Origin of the sequence: Sphingobium estronivorans, from assembly GCF_008692605.1 — a bacterium.
Classification (GTDB): Bacteria; Pseudomonadota; Alphaproteobacteria; order Sphingomonadales; family Sphingomonadaceae; genus Sphingobium; species Sphingobium estronivorans.
Map to the genome: position 1 here is coordinate 1 of NZ_LFCT01000033.1, position 21,835 is coordinate 21,835.

23 protein-coding genes and 1 pseudogene are annotated in these 21,835 nt (G+C 63.8%); 17 read left to right on the top strand and 7 right to left on the bottom strand.

Annotation, left to right across the window (positions count from 1 at the left end; all coding sequences use genetic code 11):
- A partial coding sequence (locus F7P65_RS19670) for an N-6 DNA methylase (protein ID WP_150294845.1) occupies positions 1-1,578 on the bottom strand: 1,578 nt, incomplete at its 3' end.
- A gap of 277 nt (positions 1,579-1,855) precedes the next feature.
- Here F7P65_RS19670 and F7P65_RS19675 point away from each other — a divergent pair.
- Complete coding sequence (locus F7P65_RS19675; protein ID WP_061939437.1) at positions 1,856-2,107, top strand: type II toxin-antitoxin system CcdA family antitoxin; 252 nt, start codon at positions 1,856-1,858, stop codon at positions 2,105-2,107.
- Positions 2,107-2,406, top strand: coding sequence for a CcdB family protein (locus F7P65_RS19680; protein WP_061939439.1), 300 nt, complete (start codon positions 2,107-2,109; stop codon positions 2,404-2,406). The genes F7P65_RS19675 and F7P65_RS19680 overlap by 1 nt, the downstream gene beginning before the upstream one ends.
- Before the next feature lie 342 nt (positions 2,407-2,748).
- On the opposite strand, the gene F7P65_RS22655 is transcribed toward F7P65_RS19680, so the two are convergent.
- Positions 2,749-3,006, bottom strand: coding sequence for a helix-turn-helix domain-containing protein (locus F7P65_RS22655; RefSeq protein ID WP_150294848.1), 258 nt, complete (start codon positions 3,004-3,006; stop codon positions 2,749-2,751).
- A gap of 95 nt (positions 3,007-3,101) precedes the next feature.
- Here F7P65_RS22655 and F7P65_RS22660 point away from each other — a divergent pair, with 95 nt between their 5' ends.
- Positions 3,102-3,239 carry a DUF6538 domain-containing protein gene (locus F7P65_RS22660; protein WP_420853325.1) on the top strand — a complete coding sequence of 46 codons (138 nt, stop codon included), beginning with the start codon at positions 3,102-3,104 and terminating at the stop codon, positions 3,237-3,239.
- Between the two features lie 227 nt (positions 3,240-3,466).
- On the opposite strand, the pseudogene F7P65_RS19690 reads toward F7P65_RS22660, so the two are convergent.
- Positions 3,467-4,360 (bottom strand): annotated as a pseudogene (locus F7P65_RS19690) (FAD-dependent oxidoreductase); the annotation flags it as partial.
- 193 nt (positions 4,361-4,553) lie between these two features.
- Between F7P65_RS19690 and F7P65_RS19695 the strand changes: the two are divergent.
- Together F7P65_RS19695 and F7P65_RS19700 are read left to right on the top strand one after the other, a co-directional pair.
- Positions 4,554-5,489 carry an AraC family transcriptional regulator gene (locus F7P65_RS19695; RefSeq protein ID WP_150294853.1) on the top strand — a complete coding sequence of 312 codons (936 nt, stop codon included), beginning with the start codon at positions 4,554-4,556 and terminating at the stop codon, positions 5,487-5,489.
- A gap of 110 nt (positions 5,490-5,599) precedes the next feature.
- Positions 5,600-7,741 carry an oxidoreductase gene (locus F7P65_RS19700; RefSeq protein WP_150294855.1) on the top strand — a complete coding sequence of 714 codons (2,142 nt, stop codon included), beginning with the start codon at positions 5,600-5,602 and terminating at the stop codon, positions 7,739-7,741.
- Between the two features lie 365 nt (positions 7,742-8,106).
- On the opposite strand, the gene F7P65_RS19705 is transcribed toward F7P65_RS19700, so the two are convergent.
- Together F7P65_RS19705 and F7P65_RS22110 are read right to left on the bottom strand one after the other, a co-directional pair.
- The gene (locus tag F7P65_RS19705) at positions 8,107-8,922 is read right to left on the bottom strand and encodes a hypothetical protein (RefSeq protein WP_150294857.1); all 816 of its coding nucleotides are present in this window, start codon (positions 8,920-8,922) and stop codon (positions 8,107-8,109) included.
- A gap of 19 nt (positions 8,923-8,941) precedes the next feature.
- The gene (locus tag F7P65_RS22110; protein WP_240334404.1) at positions 8,942-9,409 is read right to left on the bottom strand and encodes a hypothetical protein; all 468 of its coding nucleotides are present in this window, start codon (positions 9,407-9,409) and stop codon (positions 8,942-8,944) included.
- Here F7P65_RS22110 and F7P65_RS19710 point away from each other — a divergent pair.
- Positions 9,293-10,468, top strand: a complete 1,176-nt coding sequence (locus F7P65_RS19710) for a TetR/AcrR family transcriptional regulator (protein ID WP_420853327.1) — start codon at positions 9,293-9,295, stop codon at positions 10,466-10,468. The genes F7P65_RS22110 and F7P65_RS19710 overlap by 117 nt on opposite strands.
- 17 nt (positions 10,469-10,485) lie before the next feature.
- Here the strand turns inward: F7P65_RS19710 and F7P65_RS19715 are convergent, their stop codons facing one another.
- Both F7P65_RS19715 and F7P65_RS19720 read right to left on the bottom strand, forming a co-directional pair.
- On the bottom strand, positions 10,486-11,241 hold the full coding sequence (locus F7P65_RS19715) for a FadR/GntR family transcriptional regulator (RefSeq protein WP_150294861.1): 756 nt from the start codon (positions 11,239-11,241) through the stop codon (positions 10,486-10,488).
- A 110-nt stretch (positions 11,242-11,351) separates the two neighbouring features.
- Positions 11,352-13,403 (bottom strand): hybrid sensor histidine kinase/response regulator, encoded by a 2,052-nt coding sequence (locus F7P65_RS19720; protein WP_150294863.1) that lies wholly within the window; start codon positions 13,401-13,403, stop codon positions 11,352-11,354.
- A 145-nt stretch (positions 13,404-13,548) separates the two neighbouring features.
- On the opposite strand from F7P65_RS19720, the gene F7P65_RS19725 reads away from it, so the two are divergent.
- The 11 genes from F7P65_RS19725 (at position 13,549) to F7P65_RS19775 (ending at position 21,678) form a co-directional block, all read left to right on the top strand.
- Complete coding sequence (locus tag F7P65_RS19725; protein WP_150294865.1) at positions 13,549-14,595, top strand: COX15/CtaA family protein; 1,047 nt, start codon at positions 13,549-13,551, stop codon at positions 14,593-14,595.
- A complete protein-coding gene (cutA, locus tag F7P65_RS19730) occupies positions 14,592-14,912 on the top strand; it encodes a divalent-cation tolerance protein CutA (protein ID WP_150294867.1) in 321 nt (106 codons plus the stop codon). Before F7P65_RS19725 ends, cutA begins: the two co-directional genes overlap by 4 nt.
- Before the next feature lie 131 nt (positions 14,913-15,043).
- A complete protein-coding gene (gene rplM, locus F7P65_RS19735) occupies positions 15,044-15,523 on the top strand; it encodes a 50S ribosomal protein L13 (RefSeq protein ID WP_150294869.1) in 480 nt (159 codons plus the stop codon).
- Positions 15,523-16,062, top strand: a complete 540-nt coding sequence (gene rpsI / locus F7P65_RS19740) for a 30S ribosomal protein S9 (RefSeq protein ID WP_150294871.1) — start codon at positions 15,523-15,525, stop codon at positions 16,060-16,062. Before rplM ends, rpsI begins: the two co-directional genes overlap by 1 nt.
- Positions 16,063-16,250: 188 nt before the next feature.
- Entirely contained in the window at positions 16,251-16,433 is a 183-nt protein-coding gene (locus tag F7P65_RS19745; protein ID WP_150294873.1) for a CsbD family protein, read from the top strand.
- A 129-nt stretch (positions 16,434-16,562) separates the two neighbouring features.
- Positions 16,563-17,885, top strand: a complete 1,323-nt coding sequence (locus tag F7P65_RS19750) for an aminopeptidase P family protein (protein WP_150294875.1) — start codon at positions 16,563-16,565, stop codon at positions 17,883-17,885.
- Positions 17,886-17,998: 113 nt separating this feature from the next.
- On the top strand, positions 17,999-19,339 hold the full coding sequence (glmM, locus tag F7P65_RS19755; RefSeq protein WP_150294948.1) for a phosphoglucosamine mutase: 1,341 nt from the start codon (positions 17,999-18,001) through the stop codon (positions 19,337-19,339).
- Positions 19,339-19,563, top strand: coding sequence for a DUF1272 domain-containing protein (locus tag F7P65_RS19760; RefSeq protein ID WP_150294877.1), 225 nt, complete (start codon positions 19,339-19,341; stop codon positions 19,561-19,563). The genes glmM and F7P65_RS19760 overlap by 1 nt, the downstream gene beginning before the upstream one ends.
- A complete protein-coding gene (thiD, locus tag F7P65_RS19765) occupies positions 19,560-20,321 on the top strand; it encodes a bifunctional hydroxymethylpyrimidine kinase/phosphomethylpyrimidine kinase (protein WP_150294879.1) in 762 nt (253 codons plus the stop codon). The genes F7P65_RS19760 and thiD overlap by 4 nt, the downstream gene beginning before the upstream one ends.
- Positions 20,314-20,913, top strand: coding sequence for a ribonuclease HII (locus F7P65_RS19770; protein WP_150294881.1), 600 nt, complete (start codon positions 20,314-20,316; stop codon positions 20,911-20,913). Before thiD ends, F7P65_RS19770 begins: the two co-directional genes overlap by 8 nt.
- A 120-nt stretch (positions 20,914-21,033) precedes the next feature.
- Entirely contained in the window at positions 21,034-21,678 is a 645-nt protein-coding gene (locus tag F7P65_RS19775) for a L,D-transpeptidase family protein (protein ID WP_150294883.1), read from the top strand.
- The last annotated feature ends 157 nt before the right edge of the window (positions 21,679-21,835 follow it).

Consider the following 21,835-nt stretch of genomic DNA (forward strand, 5'->3'; position numbering starts at 1 on the left):
CATGGGCGCTGACGGCGGACAGTCGCGGCCTTCATCGTGAAGCCTACACATCGTTTCGAAGGTGCCGTTGAGCGTCCCACGATCATTTTCTGGAATAGCGAACCGCTGAAACACGGCGTTGAGCGAAGGTATGGCTGCACCCGGCTGCCGCGCTGACGCACGACCGGCCATCTCGTTTACCAACTGATCGAAGCGGCTTGCGTTCTCAAGCAACGTCGAGGGAAAGCGGAGATCTGATGTAAACAATTCTCCATTGTCATCGGCGTGGATGACCAGATTGCCCGCCGACCAAAGGTCGAGGTTTTGCTCTTGCCACTGGAGTGAATCTCCCAAGTAGACCGGGATCTGGATCGTCTGACGTGATGGATCGAGTAACCGCGTGCGACCGATGGCAAGAATGTAGGTGACCCGCGCAAGCGTGACGGCCACGGGATGCAGGTCCATTCCCAGCACGTGGCTGGTTACGCCTTCCAGCAGAACCGGAAGGGACTGGCGAGCCGCTTCGGCGGCAGCGATATAGGCGCGTACGGCATGAAAGAGGAAAGTTCCGGAGCCACAAGCCGGGTCGAGTGCTCGCGTTGAGAGGGGATTTGGTAGGCTCTCTGCGACGACGGCTTCCGCCAACCAATCCGGGGTGTAATACTCGCCAAGCCGCTTGCGCGTATCTGGACCGATAATGCTTTCGTAAAGCACTTTCAGGACGTCCTGCTCAACCTCACTCCAATCGAAGCGGGCTAGGCGGCGAGCCAGAGTGCGAATGAAGGTTTCCCCTCCCTCGACTTCAACGATCCAATCAAAGAAATCTGGCTCCACAACGCCATAAATACCGCTTTCATCAAAGCGCTGCCCAGATAGGAGCGAGGCAGGTGAAAGAACCTCGACATTGAGGCCCAGCACGGCGTGCGCAATAATTTCGGCTGAGTTCACGAGGAGCGTGTGTTCGATGAACAGCTCATCAGTATCTTCAAACTGCGTGCCGAGGGCAGAAGTGAGGAGTCGGGACCAGAGCTGGCGTTTCATTTGGACGGTTGGCTCATGGCCATAAGCGGTATAAATTGCCGCAAGGGATGCGCGGTCGAGAGCATAGGCGCTACTTCCAGCGCCGAGCCTCGCCTGAATCGCTTGAACAGTGGGTTGGATTTCATGGGTTGTGGCCAGAACCCCTTCAAGCCATACAACCAGCCGATCGGCCTCGCCAACGTGGCTGAGAGTGAAATCTGTCACGGGGCGCAGCTCGCCCTGTTGAAGGTCGTAGCAAACCCACCGGATTCCGTCGGTCAGCACGCCAACATAGCGTTGGTTCGTTTGATCGCGACGGGTAGTCACGTAACCTGAAAGTTGTTCTAGGGCATTCTGCCTGACGCGACCGGGCCTTATATCCCGCTTCACCTCTATCACGGTCGACCCGACTTCAATGTCGATCCGCCGTCGGTCACCAATCTGTGCTTCGAGGCTGACAACCTGCGCCTCATCGAGGGCGAACGGTGCCGTCAGAATGAGTTGGCGGACATCTGATTGGATATCAGCTTCGGTGCGCTGATTGCTGCCCTGGAGCAGCCGCTCAATAATCTCAAACACCGAACTTCATCGCCCCCATCACACAGCCCGATTTGGAACAACAACTTATCGGTGGCGATGGCAAGGAAAAATCGGGGTGATGTAGCCGCCTCGCTGAAACAGGGCCATTTCCAAAGCTGCGCTAACACACGCAAATTTAGCCAGTGCCGAGACCGTCTATCACCCAGCGATCGAACGCAAATTGTTCGATAACTGCGGTTATGTTTCGCGGTCGGTTAAGGTTGACGGATCTGCTGCAAATGCGCATATATGTGCGCATGAATTCGAGGAGGCTCTGATGGGCAGGCACGAGTATGATTTGGCGACGCAGGCCCGCAAGCCTACCAACGTATCGCTCGACATAGTGTTGGTAGCGGAAGCTAAGCGATTGGGTATCAACATTTCCCGCGCTTGCGAGGTCGGGCTGACCGAGCAGATCGCCAAAGAACGTGGCCGCCTTTGGAAAGAGGAAAATGCGTCCGCGCTGGAAAGCTCGAACAGCTATGTGGATCGTCGGGGCTTGCCCTTGGGTCAGTATCGTCGGTTTTAATGGCCAAGTTCGATGTGTGTCGGCAGAAGCAGGGCGGCTGCCATGTGCTTGATTGCCAAGCGGACCTGTTGAGCGATCTTAATACCCGCTTGGTCGTCCCGCTAATGTCGGTTGACGAAGCACCGAAACCTGCCATCCGATTGAACCCTATTTTCGATGTGGAGGGCGAACGGCTGGTGATGGTGACGCAGTTTGCTGCCAGCGTTCCAATTCGTGAATTGGGCGAGGTCGTACAATCCCTTAGTTCGGAGCAGGATGCAATAAGCGCCGCGCTGGACATGCTGATCATCGGCTTCTGAGAAGAGCATTTGCAGGTATAGCGCAGGTCGAATTTCGGGATCGCTTCCTACCAAAATGCTTTCACTAGGAAGCCACCCGAACCGGATTTCCGCTGCGCTTGGGTCTGCCGTGGGATGAGGCGGAAGTGCTTCCCCATTTCGTCCAAAAATTGGCGGAAAACCTGACTATTCCAGAAATGCGTCAGAGGCCTTCGTAATGCGGGGGTCACGTGTTCGAGTCACGTAGGCGGCACCACTAACCATCAGAAATATCAGTTTATTGCTTGCCTGATATGTCTGAGCCCGCGCACCATCCATGACCTCGCGAACTCGCAAACCGATCCTAGAAATTCTTGGCCACGGCTAGAGAGCCGCATTCTCCGGCAAGCTCGTAGCTATCGCATGAATCAAGGCGGTCTCATCCGCACCGATAGCGCGGACGACAATCAGAAACTCCACGAGATCTAGCCGCCTCTCGCCCCGTTCAATCTTTGAAACGAATGACTGCGGCTTGCCCAGTCTGTCAGCGAGATCGGTCTGACGCAGCCCAGCCTTCTGCCGCGCGTCAATCAATACGCGCAGCAGCACCCCATAGGGTTCGGAGAAGACGGAGCGAGGCATCGACCCGCATCGCTAGAACCCCTTTCGGGATATCCCAGAACGGTTTAACCCTATCAGAATCAAAGAAAAATCGCAATTTAAAGTGTCGCCCAAGGGTGTCGCCCAGAAGGCATACGGGGTTGTGGCGCGGAGGTGCGGTTTATCAATATCGGGTCCGTGTCGCATGCGATGTGGTGGGGTTGACCGGAAGATCGCGGATCAGTCGATCCCTGGGAACGGCTTCCTACGGCTAGGCAATTCGCCTGGTTCGAAAGATCGCGTTCGAGATGCAGAACCATTTCGACGATCTCAGGGCAAAGAGGGTAGGGGACGGAATTCCGAAGCCTGCACAGACGAAGGAAGTTGCGTTCGACCCGTCACCTCGGGGGCGGGTGATGACGATGCAGCAGGTCGTTGACCTGTATCTGGGTGATCCAACATCCTCGCGGACCGAGAAAAGCACGACGATTTACAGGACGACCTACGCGACGATCATGGCGAGCGTCGGCGCGGACACGCCGATGGCGGCAATCAACCGTAAGAGTTGGCGCGACATCCTCGGCGTCTTGCAGCATCTGCCGAGCAATTCGCGCAAAAAGTCATCTTCCTTGAACGCGTAGGTAACCGGGTAGGGCGGAGGCGCGACACCGCTCCAGTTGTCAATCCGCTCGCGGATGTTGAAATAGACCTTGCGGCCGCGCGTCACATTCGCCGTTTTCGCTGCCTCCAGCTTCGCCGGAGGCAGTGCCGGCGTGAATCGGATCGAATGCAGAACCGCGAGCGGAACCGCGCAAATGACTTCCTTGGCGCGATAAATAGCCCCGCCAGCCCTCACGATCGCCCCAGCTTCCGACTGCTCGACCGCGTCGACCGGGGTCGACAGCTTGAGGTCAACCGGCGCATCCGCGGCAATCGCGCGAGCCAGCGCGCCCGTTCCTTCGTGGATTTTGTAGCGCGCCTGCCGGTCGCCGAAATTCTGAAGGCTATAATCGTTGAGGGACCACCATTTGACCCAGTCCAGGAAGGCTCCCTGGTCGACCGTATTGGCGGCGCCCATCGCCATCAACGAGGCGGTAAGGTCCTTGATCTCCTGTGACACGGTAAGCTGGTCGAGGCGGTCCTGAATCGAAAGCTTGTCGAACTGACGGACGAGTTCGTCCTTGAAAAAGGGGGCATAGGGGCGGGGAAAGATGCTCCGTCCGCCCATCCCATCGACGTCGCAAAAGGCCTGGATGCCCTGCGACAATTTCTCGACGAATTCTGCAGCCGTCGTCTCTTTCAGTCGATTATTGGTAATCCAGGACGCCTTGCCCGACATGGAGTCGGGGCTCTCCTCCAGCGTCAGGCCGTAGCGGGAGAATTCTTCCCAGACATATCCTTGGGTCCAGTGCTTCGCTGGCGATGGGCTTGATCGGTATCCTTACGCGATGATTCCGCTGCCGCCATCAGCACGGCTATTCCCGGCCTGCGGGGCGTTCGATTGTTCGGCATGGACAGGGTTGATTGCCTCCCGCCGCCCGGCCCTATAGGTTGGCGTTCGACAGGCATCAGGAGGAGAGAAACGTCTGATGACAGTGCATGGGTCTGAGGAAGGCGCGGCTCCCGTCAGCATGCCGTCCGCATGGAGCGAGGAACGGCTGGCGACGACCGTGATCGAAGGCGCGGTCATCCGGCTGTGCGAGCCGGTCGGCGGCAGGTTCGCGGAGCGGTTGCGGGGCCGGGAGGCGACGCATCAGATCGGCTTCTGGACATCGGAGACCCATCGTCCGCGCGGACTCTTTCGCTATGGCAATTCCGGCGGTTTCGCGCCGATCCAGCGGATCAGCTATGTCCCCGCCGACATCGAATGGCGCGCCGAGATCAGCGACCACAAGCCGGTCAGGCCGGCGCTCTATTGCGATTTCGACAAAGCCTATTTCCGCGACCTGGTGGGCGTGGAGACCGATGACAATCCGCAGCATTTGCGCGCGTGCCTGTCGGTCTCGGGGCCGGTCATCACCCAGGCGCTCTCGCTGCTGCTGGGCGAGGTGCGCAATCCCGGCTTTTCGCACGACATTGCGGTGGACGCGTTGTGCCGGGTGATGCTGGTCGAACTGGGTCGGCATTTGCGCCATGCCCGCCGCGACGAAACGGGCGGCGGATCGTCCCCGCTCGCGCGCTGGCAGGTGGACCGCATCCGGCAATATGTCGAAGCGGTCGAGGGGCGGCCCGTCGTCATCGGCGAGCTTGCGGATATTTGCGATATCAGCGGATCGCACCTACGGCGGGTGTTCAAGGCAACGACCGGCATGTCGGTCGGCGCCTTTGTCGACCATATCCGGCTGGAGCGGGCCAAGACTTTGTTGCGGGATGACCGGCAGCCGTTGAAGCAGATCGCCCATCTGCTGGGTTTTTCCAATCCCAGCGCCTTTTCCACGGCGTTCCGGCGCGGCACGGGCGTCACGCCCCGGACGTTCCGGCAGATGGCCGTGTCGGCGGGAACAGGGTCCGCGTCGCGGCCGTGATCGCTTGAAGCAAGTTTGAGCGCTTGGGCGCAAACAATGCTGGTGGTTGGTCGTCCGCCCGACCGGCTATGCCGATGGCCCACGGCGTTCGGTGTCGAAAGGTGTGACCAGTGACCAATTCTTATCAGCATCTGCTTTCGCAAGGCCGCATCGGATCGCTGACGCTGCGCAACCGGATCGCGGTTCCGGCGATGGGCGTCAGCATGGCGCAGGCCGACGGCGTCTGCGGTGAGCGCATCATCCGCTATCATGAGGAACAGGCCAAGGGCGGCGTCGGGCTGATTATCACCGGGGTGGCGGGGGTCGCCTGGCCGATCGGCGGCAATCAGCTCAACCAGATCGCCATTTCCGACGATCGGTTCCTGCCGGGGCTGTCCGCCCTGACCGAGGCAGTGCACGCCCATGGCGCGAAGATCGCGGCGCAGTTGCACCATGGCGGCCTTGTCGCCGTGCTCGACATGCTGGCCGGACGGCCGATCTGGGCGCCGTCGGTACCCAAGCCGTCGAAGGCCGACTTTACCGCCGCCTTCCTCGCCGAAGAGATGGACGTCATGGCGAAGGGCACGGCGGCGATGGAGCTTAAAGTGATGACGCCGGACGACATCCGGCTGGTCGTCTCGCAATTCGCCGCGGCGGCCATCCGTGCCAAGCGCGCCGGTTTCGACGCGGTCGAAATCCATGGCGGGCACGGCTATCTGCTGTCGTCCTTCATTTCGCCGCTCACCAACCAGCGGACCGACGATTATGGCGGGTCGCGCGAGAACCGGATCCGCTTTCTGCTCGAAGTGCTGGCCGCGGTGCGCGAGGCGGTGGGGCCGGACTTTCCGATGTGGGTCAAGCTCGATTCCCGCGAAGTCGGCAAGGAAGGCGGGCTGACGATCGAGGACGCGATCTGGAATGCCCGCCAGGTCGAAGCGGCGGGCGCCAACGCCATCAGCGTGACGGCCTATCATGACACCGATCAGCCCAAACTGCATTCGGCATCGCATACCCCCCACGAGCCGGGCATCAACATTCCCTACGCCGCCCGGATCAAGGCGCAGATCGCCATCCCGGTGATCGTGTCCGGGCGGATCGAGCCGGAAGTCGGCGACACGGCGATCGCCCAGGGTAGCGCGGATTTCGTGGCGATGGGCCGCAAGACGCTGGCGGACCCGCACCTCGCCCGGAAACTGACCGAGGGTCGGCCGCAGGAGGTCCTGCCCTGCATCTACTGCTACACCTGCATCAGCGCGATCTACGTCAACGATTCCGCCCGCTGTGCGGTCAATCCCGAAACCGGGCTGGAATATGCGCGCCCTGTGGCGGCGGGCGGATCGGTTGCGCGCAAGCGGGTCGTCGTGGTCGGCGGCGGGCCGGGCGGGATGGAGACAGCGCGCCGGCTCGACGCGATGGGGCATGAGGTGATCCTGCTGGAAAAGGGCGGCCAGCTGGGCGGGACGCTGCGGTTCGCGTCGCTGGCCTATGCCGCGAACGAACGGCTGCTGGACTGGCTGAAGCGCCAGATCGACGCCTCCCGTGTCGATGTCCGGCTGGCCACCGAGGCGACCCTGGACCTCATTCGCCAGATCGCGCCCGATGACGTCGTCGTCGCGAGCGGCGCCATCCGCGCCATGCCGCCGATCCCCGGCGCCGATCAAGCGCACGTCCTGTCCGGCGATGACCTGCGCCAGATGATGCTGGGGCAGAGTTCGGATGAGCTCAAGCGCAAGACGAGCTGGCTGACCCGCGCGGCGACCAAGGTCGGCAGCGCCACGGGGCTGAGCGGCAATCTGGAGTTCGTCCGCAAGGCGACCCATGGGTGGATGCCGCTGGGGAAGCGCATCGTGATTATCGGCGGCGAGCTGGTCGGCCTGGAACTGGCCGAATTCCTGGGCGAACGCGGGCGGGAGGTGAGCGTGCTCGATGAGCAGCCCCGCCTCGGCCGGGGGCTGACGATCGTGCGGCGCATGCGCCTGCTGGAGGAGTTGCGCGAACATGGCATCCACCTCCATCCCAGCCTGTCGGATATCCGCATTGAGGGGAAGCAGGTGCGCTTCACCGACGACAAGGGCGTGGCGGGGGCCATCGACTGCGACCATGTCATCGTCGCCCAGGGCGCGCGCGACAATCTGACGCTCGCCGACCAGCTGAAGCGCGAGGGCCTGGCCGTGCAGGTGGTGGGCGATGCCGGCGGCGTCGGCTATATCGAGGGCGCGATGCGCGGGGCGCTCAAGGCGGCGCGGGCGATCGCGGGGCAGGCCGAGGGGTAGGAAGCCTGCCTCAATGGTGGGCAAAAAGTTCGATAACTGCGCTCGATATGCAGGGAAAATGACGGGTATAACAGTCGGCAAGCGTGAGGGGCCTTGATCTGCCGGGTCGGCCAATCCTGGCCAAAATTCAAGGGCTGCGATATGTTTCATCAGCGGGATGGCTGATGAAATTTCCATAAATGTGCACATTTCCGCGCGTGATTTGGAAGGTCGCAAAGGGACCGGTATCAATTCTGGCGCGCGCGAATGCTATCTTCTGCCAAAGCGCGATGAGCTTAACTCATCGCGCTTTGGTTCAGCCCGCGCGGCGCTTGAGCATGGCTGGATGGCATGGCGATTACTGTCGAAAGACTTTCCGCCATGGGTCAGGTCCGCTCTGCCCACAGGGCCGATGGCTCCGTGGTGTCGACATATTCGGCGCCGACATAACCCAGCTTCGCGCGGGCATCCTCCAGCGGCAGGTCGAAGACATCCTCATAGCGCGCCATGAAGAAGGGGCCGGATTCGCGCCCGACGCGCATGCCGCGCTCCACGGCGTTCTGGCATACCGGCCAGACCTGCGGATAGTGCAGCATCGTCCGAACAGTGTAGCGCAGGGTGACGAACATAGAGAGGACCGAGAGTTCGCCGGCGAGTTCGGGGCTGAAATGCTTGAAGTGGGACGTGATCCGCGCCCAGGCCGGCACCAGTTCCCCCATATAGTTGAAATCGCCGCCGGTCATGATGTGTTCCAGATCATGGGTCTGGCCGCTGCGGAAACGGAAATAGTCATATTGCGTCTTGGGTTGCGGCTGTTCGTAGATGATGAGGTCGAAATTCTTCGCGATCACGTCGCGGTAGAAGATGTGCCCCAAAGTGCCTTCATTGAAGTCGCTGAAGTCGTCGGCGCCGTATGACGACTGGAAACCCTGATTGAACCAGTCGTCGAGCGTGGGATTATGCTTGCGCTCTTCAGTAAACAGGTCTTCGATATGATCGAGATCCTGTATTTCATTCAATATGCCCACGACTTCATACATTTCGGCCTGAGCCGGGCGGTCGGATCCGTTGCGCTTGAGCGTGATCGTCGACATCCAGTCACGCATGCGCGGATGGTTCAGATATTTCGATGAACTGATGAGCACGCTGCTTTCGGTGGTCACCGGGGTTACGCCCCGCAGCAGATAGGGAATGTCGTCCATGGTCGTCCTCTTCCGCAATTCAGGCACCGTCCGCTTCTGCGGTTCTGTCCAAACGGTATGCGACCGTTCGCCTTTTTGCAAGCAGGCTTGTCATGCCGGAAAGAACGCTCCAAATGGGAAACATGTCCTTGAAAGCGGGTGGCCCTCTGCCATGTCGGTCTGCATGAAGATCGATGCCGACGAACGACAAGAGCGATTTCCAGGCGATCGGGAACGATCGCTGACCGAAAAATCGCGGCCAGCAAAAGGGGTGGAGCGGCGATCCAATCCCATCGGGTCGAACGCCGCTCTCAAGGGTTCGCAACGGCTCGATCATCTTCTTTTTGCGGCGCGCCATGCCTTCATGCAGCATGGTTATCAGCATGTCAGCATCGACGCCCTCGCACGCGCTTCGGGCGTCAGCAAGGAAACCATCTACCGGCATTTCGATGACAAGCAGGCGCTTTTCCGGGCAGCCATGAAAGGCGTGGCGGACGAATTCGCGCATGATTTTGCCGACATCTTCCGGGAGGACGCCGCGACCGAGATCGTCATGGCCCGATGCGCGCGCGCCATCTACGATCGGGCCGCCGATGCGCAGCATCCTTCGCCCAACTGGCTGGCGGTCGGGACCGCCGCCAGCTTTCCCGAACTGGCCCGTGCCGTCTCATCCGATGCCGTCGACAGTCTGCTTCCCCTTCAGGCGTTTCTGGAGCGTCTGGCGCGGGAGCGGGGAATGGCGGATCCGGTCCCGCTCGATACCGTCGCGCAATTCGGTGCCCTCGCGGCGGCGGGGCTGCGGCATTTGATGGGCGCTGCCGCATGGGATGAGGCGGAACGCGAGCGGGCGGCTCGGCGGGTGGCGGGCCTGTTCCTCCATGGCTGTGCCGCGGACGTTCGCGGCGTGGCGGGGGGGCGCGGTCCTTTCCGGGAATTCACGCTCGATCCGGCGCCTCCGGTCCCTCCGATGGCAAGCCATGTCGCGCATCTCATGGCCGTGGCGCGCGCCCATTTCCATGAACGGGGCTATAGAGGGGCGAGCCTGGATGAAATCGGCGTCGCAGCCCGGGTCGGGCGGGGCACGCTGTACCGGCATTTCGGCAGCAAGAAGGGGCTGTTCCAGGCGGTGATGGTACAGGCCGCCGGAGAGATCGTGGCGGAGGTGCCGCTCCGCCTGTCCACCGCCCGGCCGGTGGCCGACACTCTGCAATCGGCGGCGGTCGCGATCTCCGCCGCGATGCAGGGAGAGGCGGGCGTCCGCCTCTTTCGCACCGTCAGCGCCGAGGCGAAGGCGATGCCAGATGTCGCGCATGCGATCTATGACATGACGCGGAACAGGCTGGTCGGACCCCTGGTGGATTATCTGCGCTGCTGTGCGGCGGACGGCTTGCTGACGCTGGACGAGCCGGAATGGGCGGCCGATCAGTTCATGATATTGGCGACCGGCGGCAACCGATATCTTCTGCTCGACACGGTCCCGACCGAAGCGGAGCGCGCGGACCATGCCAACCTGGCCGTGTCGATCTTCCTGCATGGCTATCTGGGGGCGGAGCGGCCCGAACGATGACGATGCCGACGACGGATTTAACCGCAGGCGGGTTCCGACAGGGCGATCTCCATGTCGGCCTGCGCCAGCCGCAGCAGTTCCACCATGCTGGCGCGCGCGGCGGCAGTGTCGCGGGCGGCGATGGCGTGACAGACCGCCTGGTGATCGGGGAGCGGATCGCGCGGCAGCAATTTGCGGCGATGCTTGAACATGGTGGTCCAGCCCACCGCCGCGCCGACGGAACTGGCCAGTGCGGCCAGCGCGTCATTCTGCGTCGCAGCCAATAGGGCATGGTGGAAACGCTGGTCTGCCGCCCGGCCGTCCGGGGTGGACAGGCCGTGGCTTTCCATATCGGCCAGCGCCTGCGTCATGACGGCCAGTTGTTCGTCCGTGCGCCGCCGCGCGGCAAACTCCGCCGCCGCCGGTTCGATCACGCTGCGCAGTTCGAACAGGTCGCGGATGAAGTCGCGATCCGGCTCGCCCGCGAACATCCAGCCCAGCATTTCCGCGTCCAGCACATTCCAGCGGCTGCGCGGCAGCACGCGGGTTCCCGCCTTGGGCCGGCTGTCCAGCATGCCCTTGGCGATGAGGATGCGCACCGCCTCGCGATAGGCGGTGCGGGAGACGCGGAGCCGTTCCGACGCCTCGATCTCGCCTTCGAACAGGTCGCCCGGCTTGTGGATGCCCGTGAGGATCGCGGTGCCCAGTTGCCGGGCAATGGCCTGATGAATGCGGAGCGCGCCTTCCTGCGCCGCCGGTTTGCGTTCGGTCCCTTCCCTGCGCGCGCTCCCCAAATCCCGGCTCCTCGTTCAGTCTTCGAACCGCGTCCTAGGGGAATGCCGTTCGCAAGGAAAGGCGCCCGCCACCGGTGGGCGGCGTCATCGGCTTCTGCCGGGCGCCAACATCATCCAGCCTGCCGCTTATGGGCGCGATCCAGCATTTCGCGCACCTTGGCGGCGAGGTCGGCATAGGTGAACGGCTTGGTCAACAGTTCAACCCCCGGCTCGAGCCGCCCATGGTGGATGATCGCGTTGCGCGCATAGCCCGTCGCGAACAGCACCGTCAGCTCTGGATGCCGGTCCTGCGCCTCGCGCGCAATGTCGGCGCCGGTCATGCCGCCGGGCAGGATGACGTCGGTGAACAGCAGGTCGACGGGCGGCGAGGCGCGGTCCAGCGCCTCCAGCGCGGCGGCGCCATCGCCTGCCTCGATCACGTCATAGCCAAGCTCCAGCAGGACATCGACGGTGTAGGCGCGCACCTTTTCATCGTCCTCGCACACAAGGACCCGTTCCGTGCCCCGGCATTCGGGCGGGCAGCGAGTGGCCCCGCCGGTGTCGTTGTCCGGCAAGGGGCCGTAGAAGCGCGGCAGATAGATTTTCACCGTGGTCCCGTGCCCGGTCTCCGAATAGACGCGGATATGGCCGCCCGACTGCTTGATGAAGCCATAGACCATCGACAGGCCCAGGCCCGTGCCGCGCCCCACCTCCTTGGTGGTGAAGAAGGGCTCGATGGCATGGCTCAGCACATTCTCGTCCATGCCTTCCCCGGTATCGGACATGCAGATCAGCACATATTGGCCGGGCGTCACCTCCGCATCCTGCGCGGCATAGGCGGCGTCGATATGGGTGTTGGCGATTTCTATGGTCAGCTTGCCGCCCTGCGGCATGGCGTCGCGCGCGTTGACGGCCAGGTTCAGCAGCGCATTTTCCATCTGGTTGACGTCGATCTCGACCGGCCAGATGCGGGCGCTCTGGATTGTCTCGACCTCAATGGCCTCGCCCAGGGTCCGGCTCAGCAGGTCGGACATGCCGCTGACCAGCCGGTTGGGATCGACCCGCTCGGGCGCGAGCGGCTGGCGACGGGAAAAAGCGAGCAGCCGCTGGGTCAGCAGCGCCGCGCGCTCGGCCCCCGCCATGGCGTTGTCCGTCGCCCGGCGCAGCCGCGCCTGATCCTCGCCCAGGCCGCGCCGCACCAGTTCCAGATTGCCGCTGACGATCTGCAACAGATTGTTGAAGTCATGCGCCACGCCGCCGGTCAACTGGCCCAATGTCTCCATCTTCTGCGACTGCCGCAACGCTGCCTCCGCCTCCGCCAGGGCGCGGGCATGGGCGCGTTGCTCGGTCACGTCGCGGGCGACGCAGTAAAGAAGGTCGTTTTCCGGTACCGCCGTCCAGCTGAAAGTCCGATAGCTGCCGTCCTTCGCCCGAAAGCGGTTCTCGAACCGCAGCGTCGGAACCGCTTCGTCCATCGTCGCGATTGCGTCCCGCGTCGGAGCCGGATCGTCGGGATGTTCCATCCATTCGGAGGTGCGGCCGATCAGTTCCTGCTCGCTCCAGCCCAATATGTCGGTCCAGGCGGGGCTGGCGGCCAGCCATACGCCATCGCGGTCCGCAACCAGGAACGGATCGCGCGCCAGCGTCCACAGCCGCGCCCGGTCCGCCCGCATCTCCTGCTCGGCCAGGACGCGCCGGGTCGTCTCGCTGACGATACACAGCGCGCCGCCGATCGATCCGTCCGCCTCGAACACCGGGGAATAGCTGATGTCGAACCAGACATGCTCGCCCCGTCTGCTCCCCTCCGGCCCGCTGTTCCGCTCGATATAGAAGGGGCGGTCCCTGGCATGGATCGTTTCCCCCCGCTCCACCACCGATCGGAGCAGCGGTTCCAGATCGTCCCACAGTTCCGCCCATCCTTCCCGCGCCGGGCGGCCCAGGGCATCGGGATGCTTGTCGCCGATGGTCGGCGCATAGGCTTCGTTATAGAGCGCGCACAAATCCGGCCCCCAGAACAGGACGATCTCCGCCTGGGACGACAGCATGAGCCGGACGGTCGACACGAGGGCGGGGGACCAGCCCGCCACCGGACCCAGCGGCGACGCGGCGCCGATGCGCGCGGTCAGGACGCCCAGCGGCCCGTGCCCGGCGATCATGTCGACGGTGGGCGCGACACGGCTCATCCCTTATCCTCGGTTAATGTCATCATGAAGCAAGATACGCCTGTCCAACCATTTGTATCCTTTGGCGTGCTCGCCACCATGACCTTTTGTCCATGTTGGGCCTCGCCCTTGCAACCGGGCGGACAAGGGGGCATGGATCGGCCCTATGACTGCGCTGACCCTTGGCCGTCCGGCCATCGCCGTTCCACGTCCCGCCTCTATCGCGCGCTGGCTGCTGGCCGTCGCCGCGCTGGTCTTCTGCATGGTGGTCGTCGGCGGCATCACACGCCTGACCGAATCCGGCCTATCGATCACCCAATGGAAACCGATCACCGGCGCCATTCCGCCGCTCACCCATGACCAGTGGATGGACGCGTTCCACGATTATCAGCAGATTCCCGAATATCAGCAGTTGCGGCAGGGCATGACGCTCGGCGATTTCCAGTTCATCTTCTTCTGGGAATGGGTGCACCGGCTGCTCGGGCGGCTGATCGGCGTGGCCTTCGCGCTGCCGCTGCTGTGGTTCGCGTGGAAACGGGCGATCCCGCAGGGCTATGGCCTGCGTCTGGTGGCGCTGCTGGCGCTGGGCGGATTGCAGGGCGGGATCGGCTGGTGGATGGTGAAGTCGGGCCTGTCGGTGCGCACCGATGTCAGCCATTACCGGCTGGCCGTGCATCTGCTGACGGCGCTGTTCATCATGGGCGGTCTCATCTGGACCGCGCTCGACCTGCTGACCCGGTCGAGGACGCCCTTCGCCAAGCCGGCGATGCTGCACCCCTTTGCCATTGCGGCTCTTGCCGCATTGCTGGTGCAGCTTATGTTCGGGGCCTTCACCGCGGGGCTGGATGCAGGCTATGTCTCCAGCACCTGGCCGTTGATGAACGACCATTTCGTGCCGCAGGGGATTCAGTGGCTCGGCTCGCTCTGGGCAACGGTGTCGAGCGACCCCTATCTGGTGCATTTCATCCATCGCTGGTGGGCCTGGGTGGCCGCCGCCATGCTGATCCTGCTCGCGCGCATGGCCCGGCAGGCCGGGGAACGCGGCCCGTCCATCGCGCTCAATGCCGCCGTCGGCACGCAGATCGCGCTGGGCATCGCCACGGTGGTCAGCGGCATCGCGCTGCCGCTTGCCGTGCTGCACCAGGCGGTCGGCGCGCTGGTGGTCGCATCCGCGACATGGGCCGCGCACAGCCTGGGCGAGCGGCGGGGATGAGTGCCGTCGCGCTGGTCTACACGCTGTTCGGCTCTCGCGAGGCCGCGCTGGGGATGGCGCGCCAGTTGATCGAGGAACGGCTGATCGGCTGCGCCAATCTGCTGGGGGAGGCGACATCCCTTTACGAATGGAACGGCGTGCTGGAGGAGACGGCGGAAGTGCCCGTGCTCTTCAAGACCACGCCGTCGCGCCGCGACGCGCTGATGGAGCGGATCGCGCAGCTGCATGATTATGAGGTTCCCGCGATCCTCGCTCTGCCGGTGGAGGCCGCCGATAATGCCTTCGCGAAGTGGGTGGGCGATCAGCTCGCCAAGTGACAGGTATTATTTTACCCGTCAGCAAAGCCGCCGAATCTCTTGACTTGGGGCACGTCACCCGTCATTAGCGCGCATCTTCCGAAAGCCGGTGACGGCAATCGGTGTATGTTTTTCAACTGGAGATTGGCACCATGAAGGCGCTGATGAAGACCACGAAGCCGGCGACCCCGGCCACGGTCGAAAAGAAGTGGATCCTGATCGACGCGGAAGGCCTCGTCGTCGGCCGCCTCGCCTCGACCGTCGCGAACATCCTGCGCGGCAAGCACAAGCCGAGCTTCACCCCCCACGTCGATTGCGGTGACAATGTCATCATCATCAACGCGGAAAAGGTGAAGTTCACCGGCCGCAAGCTGACCGACAAGGTGTATTACAAGCACACCGGCTATGCCGGCGGCATCAAGGAAACCACCCCCCAGAAGGTTCTGGAAGGCCGTTTCCCCGAGCGCGTCCTGGAAAAGGCCGTTGAGCGCATGATCCCCCGTGGCCCGCTGGGCCGCCAGCAGATGCGCAACCTGCGCATCTTCGCCGGCGCCGAGCATCCCCACGAAGCGCAGAACCCCGAAGTGCTCGATTTCGCGTCGCGCAACCGCAAGAACAAGGTGGGTGCATAATGTCCGATAACCGCCAGTCCCTGTCCGACCTCGCGTCGCTGACCGCCAACGCTCCGGCTGCCGCGCCCGCCGCTGCCGAGACTGTCGCCGCCGATGCGCCCATCGCTCCGGTTCAGCCCTCTGCTCCGCTGCGCGATCAGGAAATCGACAGCCTCGGCCGCGCTTATGCGACCGGCCGTCGTAAGGACGCCGTCGCTCGCGTCTGGGTGAAGCCCGGCACCGGCAAGATCACGGTCAACGGCCGCGATCAGGAAATCTACTTCGCCCGCCCGACCCTGCGTCTGGTCATCAACCAGCCCTTCGGCGTCACTGAGCGCGAAGGTCAGTATGACGTGATCGCCACCGTCAAGGGCGGCGGTCTGTCGGGTCAGGCCGGTGCGGTGAAGCATGGCATCGCCCAGGCTCTGTCGAAGTACGAACCGGCGCTGCGCAGCGCGGTCAAGGCCGAAGGCTTCCTGACCCGCGACAGCCGCACCGTCGAGCGTAAGAAGTACGGCAAGGCCAAGGCCCGCCGCAGCTTCCAGTTCTCGAAGCGCTGATCGGTTCGATCGGAACGAATATGGGAAGGGGCCGGTTTTCCGGCCCCTTTTCTTTTGTCCTGCAGGAAAGGAAGCGGTCATGACATCCGCCTTCCCGTCTCTCATCACCGTTTCGTCTGCGCACCAAAAGCAACTTTTCCTTCCGCCCGCTGGTTAAACCCGCAACAGCAAGCGAAAGGAGAAGCTCCATGGGTGAACTGACCGACAAGGCAAAGGCCGCAGGAAACAAGGCGGCGGGCGCTGTGAAGGAAGCCGTCGGCAAGAACCGGCGTGACCCCGATCTGGTGGCGGAAGGCCAGGCGCAAAAGGCCAAGGGCACCATTCAGGACGTCAAGGGATCGGTGAAGGGCGCCTTGGGCGACAAGATCTGATCCAGCGCTGCATTTGTCACGGAAGGCCTCGCCAATTGGCGGGGCCTTTGCTGTATCACTGCCCTCATACGCCTCTTGCTGCTGTCGCCCTTTCATGCTCCTGTTCGGCGCAGCAAGGGAGGATTTTTCATGTATGATCGGCGGACCATGCTGGCAGGCGCTACGGCATCGTTGCTTCTTTCCACGCGACTCGGCGCGCAGACAATGCCGCCGCAGGGCTTTGCCACCCCGGCCGGCACGTCGCCCTTCCCCCCGGACGTGTTTCAAGAGCGCCGCCGCCGCGTTATGGAGATGCTGAAGGATGGTGTCGCGGTCGTCTATGGCGCCGGGCCGGTGGAGAGCAACGCGGCCGTCGCGCCGCCCTTCGTGCAGGATGGAGATTTCGCTTGGCTGACCGGCATCGTCGATGAACCCGGCGCGATCCTGGTGATGGCCCCGGCGGAGCGTACCATCCGGGAATGGCTGCTGCTCCCCTCCCGCGACCCGGAGGCGGAGCGCTGGGAGGTTGAACGTTTACCCCTCGGCACCGCCCTGGAGCGGCGCACGGGTTTTGCCCGCGTGTCCCGCACCGGCAGTTTGGGCAGCCTTGTGACGACCCTGGCCGAGCGATCCAAGACGCTGCATTTCCTCGGTCCTGTCGTCAGCGCCTCCGCGCCCGTGCCTCCGGCGCTGGAACTGTATGGCAAGGTCATGCAGCGGGTGCCGGGCGTCTCGCTCAAGGATGAGAGCGGCCTTCTGCCCGCGCTCCGCATCGTCAAGGAACCGCGTGAGCTCGACCTGATGCGCAAGGCCGAAGCGGCAACCGCGCGCGGCCATATCGCCGCGATGAAGCAGGCGCGGCCCGGCATGACCGAAAAGCAGGTGAAGGCGATCCTTGAGGACGCCTTCCGCGCCGGGGGCGGGGAAGGGCTGGCCTATGACAGCATCGTCGCCACTGGGCGCAACGCGGCTTCGCTGCACTATACCGGCGGGAGCGGGGTGATCGGGGCGAACGATCTGATCCTGATCGACGCGGCGGCATCGGTCGGCGGTTATGCCTGCGATGTCACGCGGACCTTCCCGGCGAGCGGCAGGTTCACCGCCGAACAGCGCGCCGCCTATGAACTGGTGCTCGCCGCGCAGGCCGCTGCCGTCGCGAAACTCAAGGCCGGGGTCTATTATGAAGATCTGGTCGAGGCGGCGAAGGACGTCTTCCGCAACGCCGGTCGGGTCGATGACTTCACCCATGGACTGGGCCATCTGGTCGGACTCGACGTTCATGATGTGGGAGATATGTCGAAGCCGCTGCCGGCGGGCGCGGTCATTACGGTCGAACCCGGCCTTTATGTCCAGTCCGCCAATGTCGGCATCCGCATCGAGGATCTCTACCTCATCAAGCAGAACGGGTCGGAGCGGCTGAGCGAAGGCATTCCCCGGACGGTGGAGGAAATCGAGGCGGCGATGGCGCGATAGGCTGCCTCAAGCCGCGCCGAATCCGTGCATTTATCAGGCGGCTGCCCGGTGGAAAGCTGGACAAAGATTGCTATGGGGGCGTCAGGCTTTTACCGCAAAGGCGGGGGTGAATGATGAGCAGAAAATATTTCGGCACCGACGGCATTCGCGGACGCACCAACCAATGGCCGATGACCGCCGAGCTGGCGATGAAGGTCGGCATGGCGGCGGGCAAGCATTTTCAGCGCGGCGCCCACCGCCATCGCGTAGTGATCGGCAAGGACACGCGCCTGTCGGGCTATATGGTGGAAAATGCGCTGGTCGCCGGCTTCACCGCCGTCGGCATGGACGTGGTGCAGTTCGGGCCGATTCCGACTCCCGCGGTGGCGCTGCTGGCCCATTCGATGCGCGCCGATCTGGGCGTCATGATCTCGGCCAGCCACAATCCCTATTATGACAATGGGATCAAGCTGTTCGGGCCGGATGGCTACAAGCTGTCCGACGAGGATGAGCTGAAGATCGAGGCGATGCTGGAGCAGGACATCGCGCTTGCCGCGTCGCAGGACATTGGCCGCGCCCGCCGGGTCGAGGACGCCCGCGGACGCTATATCCACGCCGTCAAGTCCAGCTTCCCCGCCGATCTGCGGCTGGATGGCTTGAAGATCGTGGTCGATTGCGCCAATGGCGCCGCCTATCAGGTGGCGCCGTCCGCCTTGTGGGAATTGGGAGCGGAGGTCGTCGCGATTGGCGTCACGCCCGATGGCACCAATATCAACGACCATTGCGGCTCGACCTCGCCGCAGCTTTTGCAGGAGACGGTGGTGTCGTCCGGCGCGGACATCGGCATCGCGCTGGATGGCGATGCCGACCGGCTGATCGTCGTGGACGAACATGGCACGATCGTTGACGGCGATCAGATCATGGCGCTGATCGCCGGGAATTTCGCCAAGGCCGGGACGCTGCGCGGCGGCGGGCTGGTGGCGACGGTGATGTCGAACCTGGGGCTGGAGCGTCATCTGTCCGGGCAGGGCATGGCGCTGGAGCGGACCAAGGTCGGCGACCGCTATGTGCTGGAACGGATGCGCGAGGGCGGTTTCAACGTCGGTGGCGAGCAGTCGGGACATATGATCCTGTCTGACTATGCGACGACCGGCGACGGCACGGTGGCGGCGTTGCAGGTGCTGGCCGCGCTGGTCCGGTCGGGCAAGCCCGCAAGCGAGGTGCTGCACCAGTTCGATCCGGTGCCGCAGCTTCTGAAAAATGTCCGCTTTTCCGGTGGCAAGCCGCTGGAGCATGAGGATGTAAAGCGCGTCATCGCGCAGGCCGAGGCCGAACTGAACGGCAGCGGGCGGCTGGTGATCCGGCCTTCGGGCACGGAACCTGTGATCCGCGTCATGGCCGAAGGCGACCGGGAGGATCAGGTCAAGGACGTGGTCGAGCGTATCTGCGACGCCGTGGCGAAGGCGGCGGCCTGATGCTGGAGATGCGGCCCGATTGCGAGCGGTGCGGCACAGACCTGCCCGCCGATGAGCCGGGGGCGTTCATCTGTTCGTTCGAATGCACATATTGCGCGCCTTGCGCCGAGTCACTGGATGATCGTTGCCCCAATTGCGGCGGGGAATTGATGGACCGGCCGACGCGGACCGGCGATGCGTTGAAGCGCCACCCCGCCTCGACCGAGCGCAAATATAAGGCATGAGCGTCGCGCGCATCCTCATCATTGCCGGGTCCGACAGCGGCGGCGGAGCCGGGATTCAGGCCGATATCCGCACGGTGACGCTGCTGGGCGGCCATGCCATGACCGCCGTCACCGCGATCACCGCCCAGAACACGCTGGGCGTGCAGGGCGTCCATCCCGTGCCGACCGCGATGGTGCTCCAGCAGATGGAAAGCGTCATCGGCGACATCGGCGTCGACGCGGTGAAGATCGGCATGATCGGATCGGCGGAGACAGCGGCGGCGGTGGCGGACCGGCTGGCGATGCTGGAGGGCGTGCCGATCGTCTTCGATCCCGTCATGGTGGCGACCAGCGGGGCGGCGCTGGCGGACGGGGCGACCATCGCGGCGTTCGAAAGGCTGATGGCGCTGGCGACGCTGGTGACGCCGAACATTCCTGAACTGGCAGCGCTGGGCGGGGAGGCGATCGCGATCCGTTTCGCCACCCATGTCCTGGCCAAGGGCGGCCATGGCGAGGGGCCGATGCTGACCGACCGGCTGATCGGGCCGCAGGGCGTGCGCAAGGCGTGGAGCAATGCGCGGATCGACACGCCGCATACGCACGGCACCGGCTGCACGCTGGCCAGTGCGATTGCAACCGGGGTGGGACAGGGGCTGGACCTGATCGACGCCATAGAGCGGGCGCGCAAATATGTGCGCGCGGCGCTGGAACTGGCGCCGGGGCTGGGGCAGGGGCATGGACCCATGGGCGCGCCGTTCGGGTTGCACGACCATGCCTGATTTCACCCATGAACTGCGCCATCATCCGGGGCTTGTCGCCGGGGTGGACGAAGCCGGGCGCGGGCCGCTGGCCGGGCCAGTGGTCGCGGCCGCCGTCATCCTGCGGCAGGAGGATTGCCCCGAGGGCCTCAACGACAGCAAGCAGTTGAGCGCGGCCAAGCGCGCGGTGCTGGAGGGGCAGATCAAGGCGCGGGCGCTCTGTTGGGGGCTGGGCGTCGCCTCGGTCGAGGAGATTGACAGCCTCAACATCCTCTGGGCGACGATGTTGGCGATGACGCGGGCGGTCGAGGCCTTGGCGCAGGATTGCGCCCATATCCTCGTGGACGGCAATCGCTGCCCGCAATGGCGCTGGGCGTCGACGGCGATTGTCGAAGGCGATGCCAAATGCCTGTCGATCGCGGCGGCCTCCATATTGGCGAAGGAAGCGCGCGACCGGATGATGATCGAGGCGGCGGCGGTCCATCCCCATTATGGCTGGGAAACGAATAAGGGCTATGGCAGCGCCCGGCATCTCGCCGCCTTGCGCGAACATGGGCCGACGCCGCTGCATCGCCGCAGCTTCGCGCCGGTCGCGCAACTCAGCCTGTTGTAACTCCGGTGCGATTCTGAAGGGCGGGTTGTAGAGCCGGAAAAGCCGGCCTGTCTCATGGCGGGATGACCGGGACGGTCGGCGGGGCTGGCGCTGCGGCGACTTGTGGTTAAAAAAGCCTTTATGCGCCGCGTTCGAACCTTTCTCGCTTTTGCCGCCTTCGCCCTGCTTGCGCCGGTTCAGCCCGCTGTGGCCCAGGATTTGGTGCCGGGCGGCTATCGCTGGCTGGCGGAGGGGCCGTTTACCGGGCCGCTCTACATGGTCATCAGCATCGAGCGGCAGAGGGTGCATGTCTATGATGGCGACCGGCTGGTCGGCCTGGCCAGCATATCGACGGGAATGCAGGGTCATCGCACCCCGACCGGCGAATTTCCGATCCTGCAAAAGCGCGAATGGCATCGGTCCAACATCTATTCCAATGCACCCATGCCCTTCATGCAGCGGCTGACCTGGGACGGGATTGCGCTGCATGCCGGGCATAATCCCGGCCATCCGGCAAGCCATGGCTGCATCCGCCTGCCCTATGCCTTCGCGCGCACGCTGTTCGGGCTGACGCAGATCGGTACGCTGGTCAGCGTGACATCGGATCGGCTGAGTCCGGCGCTGATGGTGGATGCGCTGGTGGTGGGCGATCCGGGCAGCGCCATCGTCACTTTCACGCCGCCGCAGCCCGCGACATTGCTGGCGCAGCGGGACGATAGGCCGCCCGTCGCCCCGACGTTGGCGGTCGATCCGGGCATTTTCCGGCCGCGACTGATGCGGCGGTAGGGTCTCAGCAGAAGCGCGCCGACTGTATCCAGTCGTTGCACATCAGACGGAGTTCGGCGCGGATCGCGGTGTCGATCGGGCGGGTGAGGGTCCCGGGTGGCAGCGCGCCATCCTGAGCACAGACATCATCCTGTGCAAAAAGCAACCGATCCCCCAA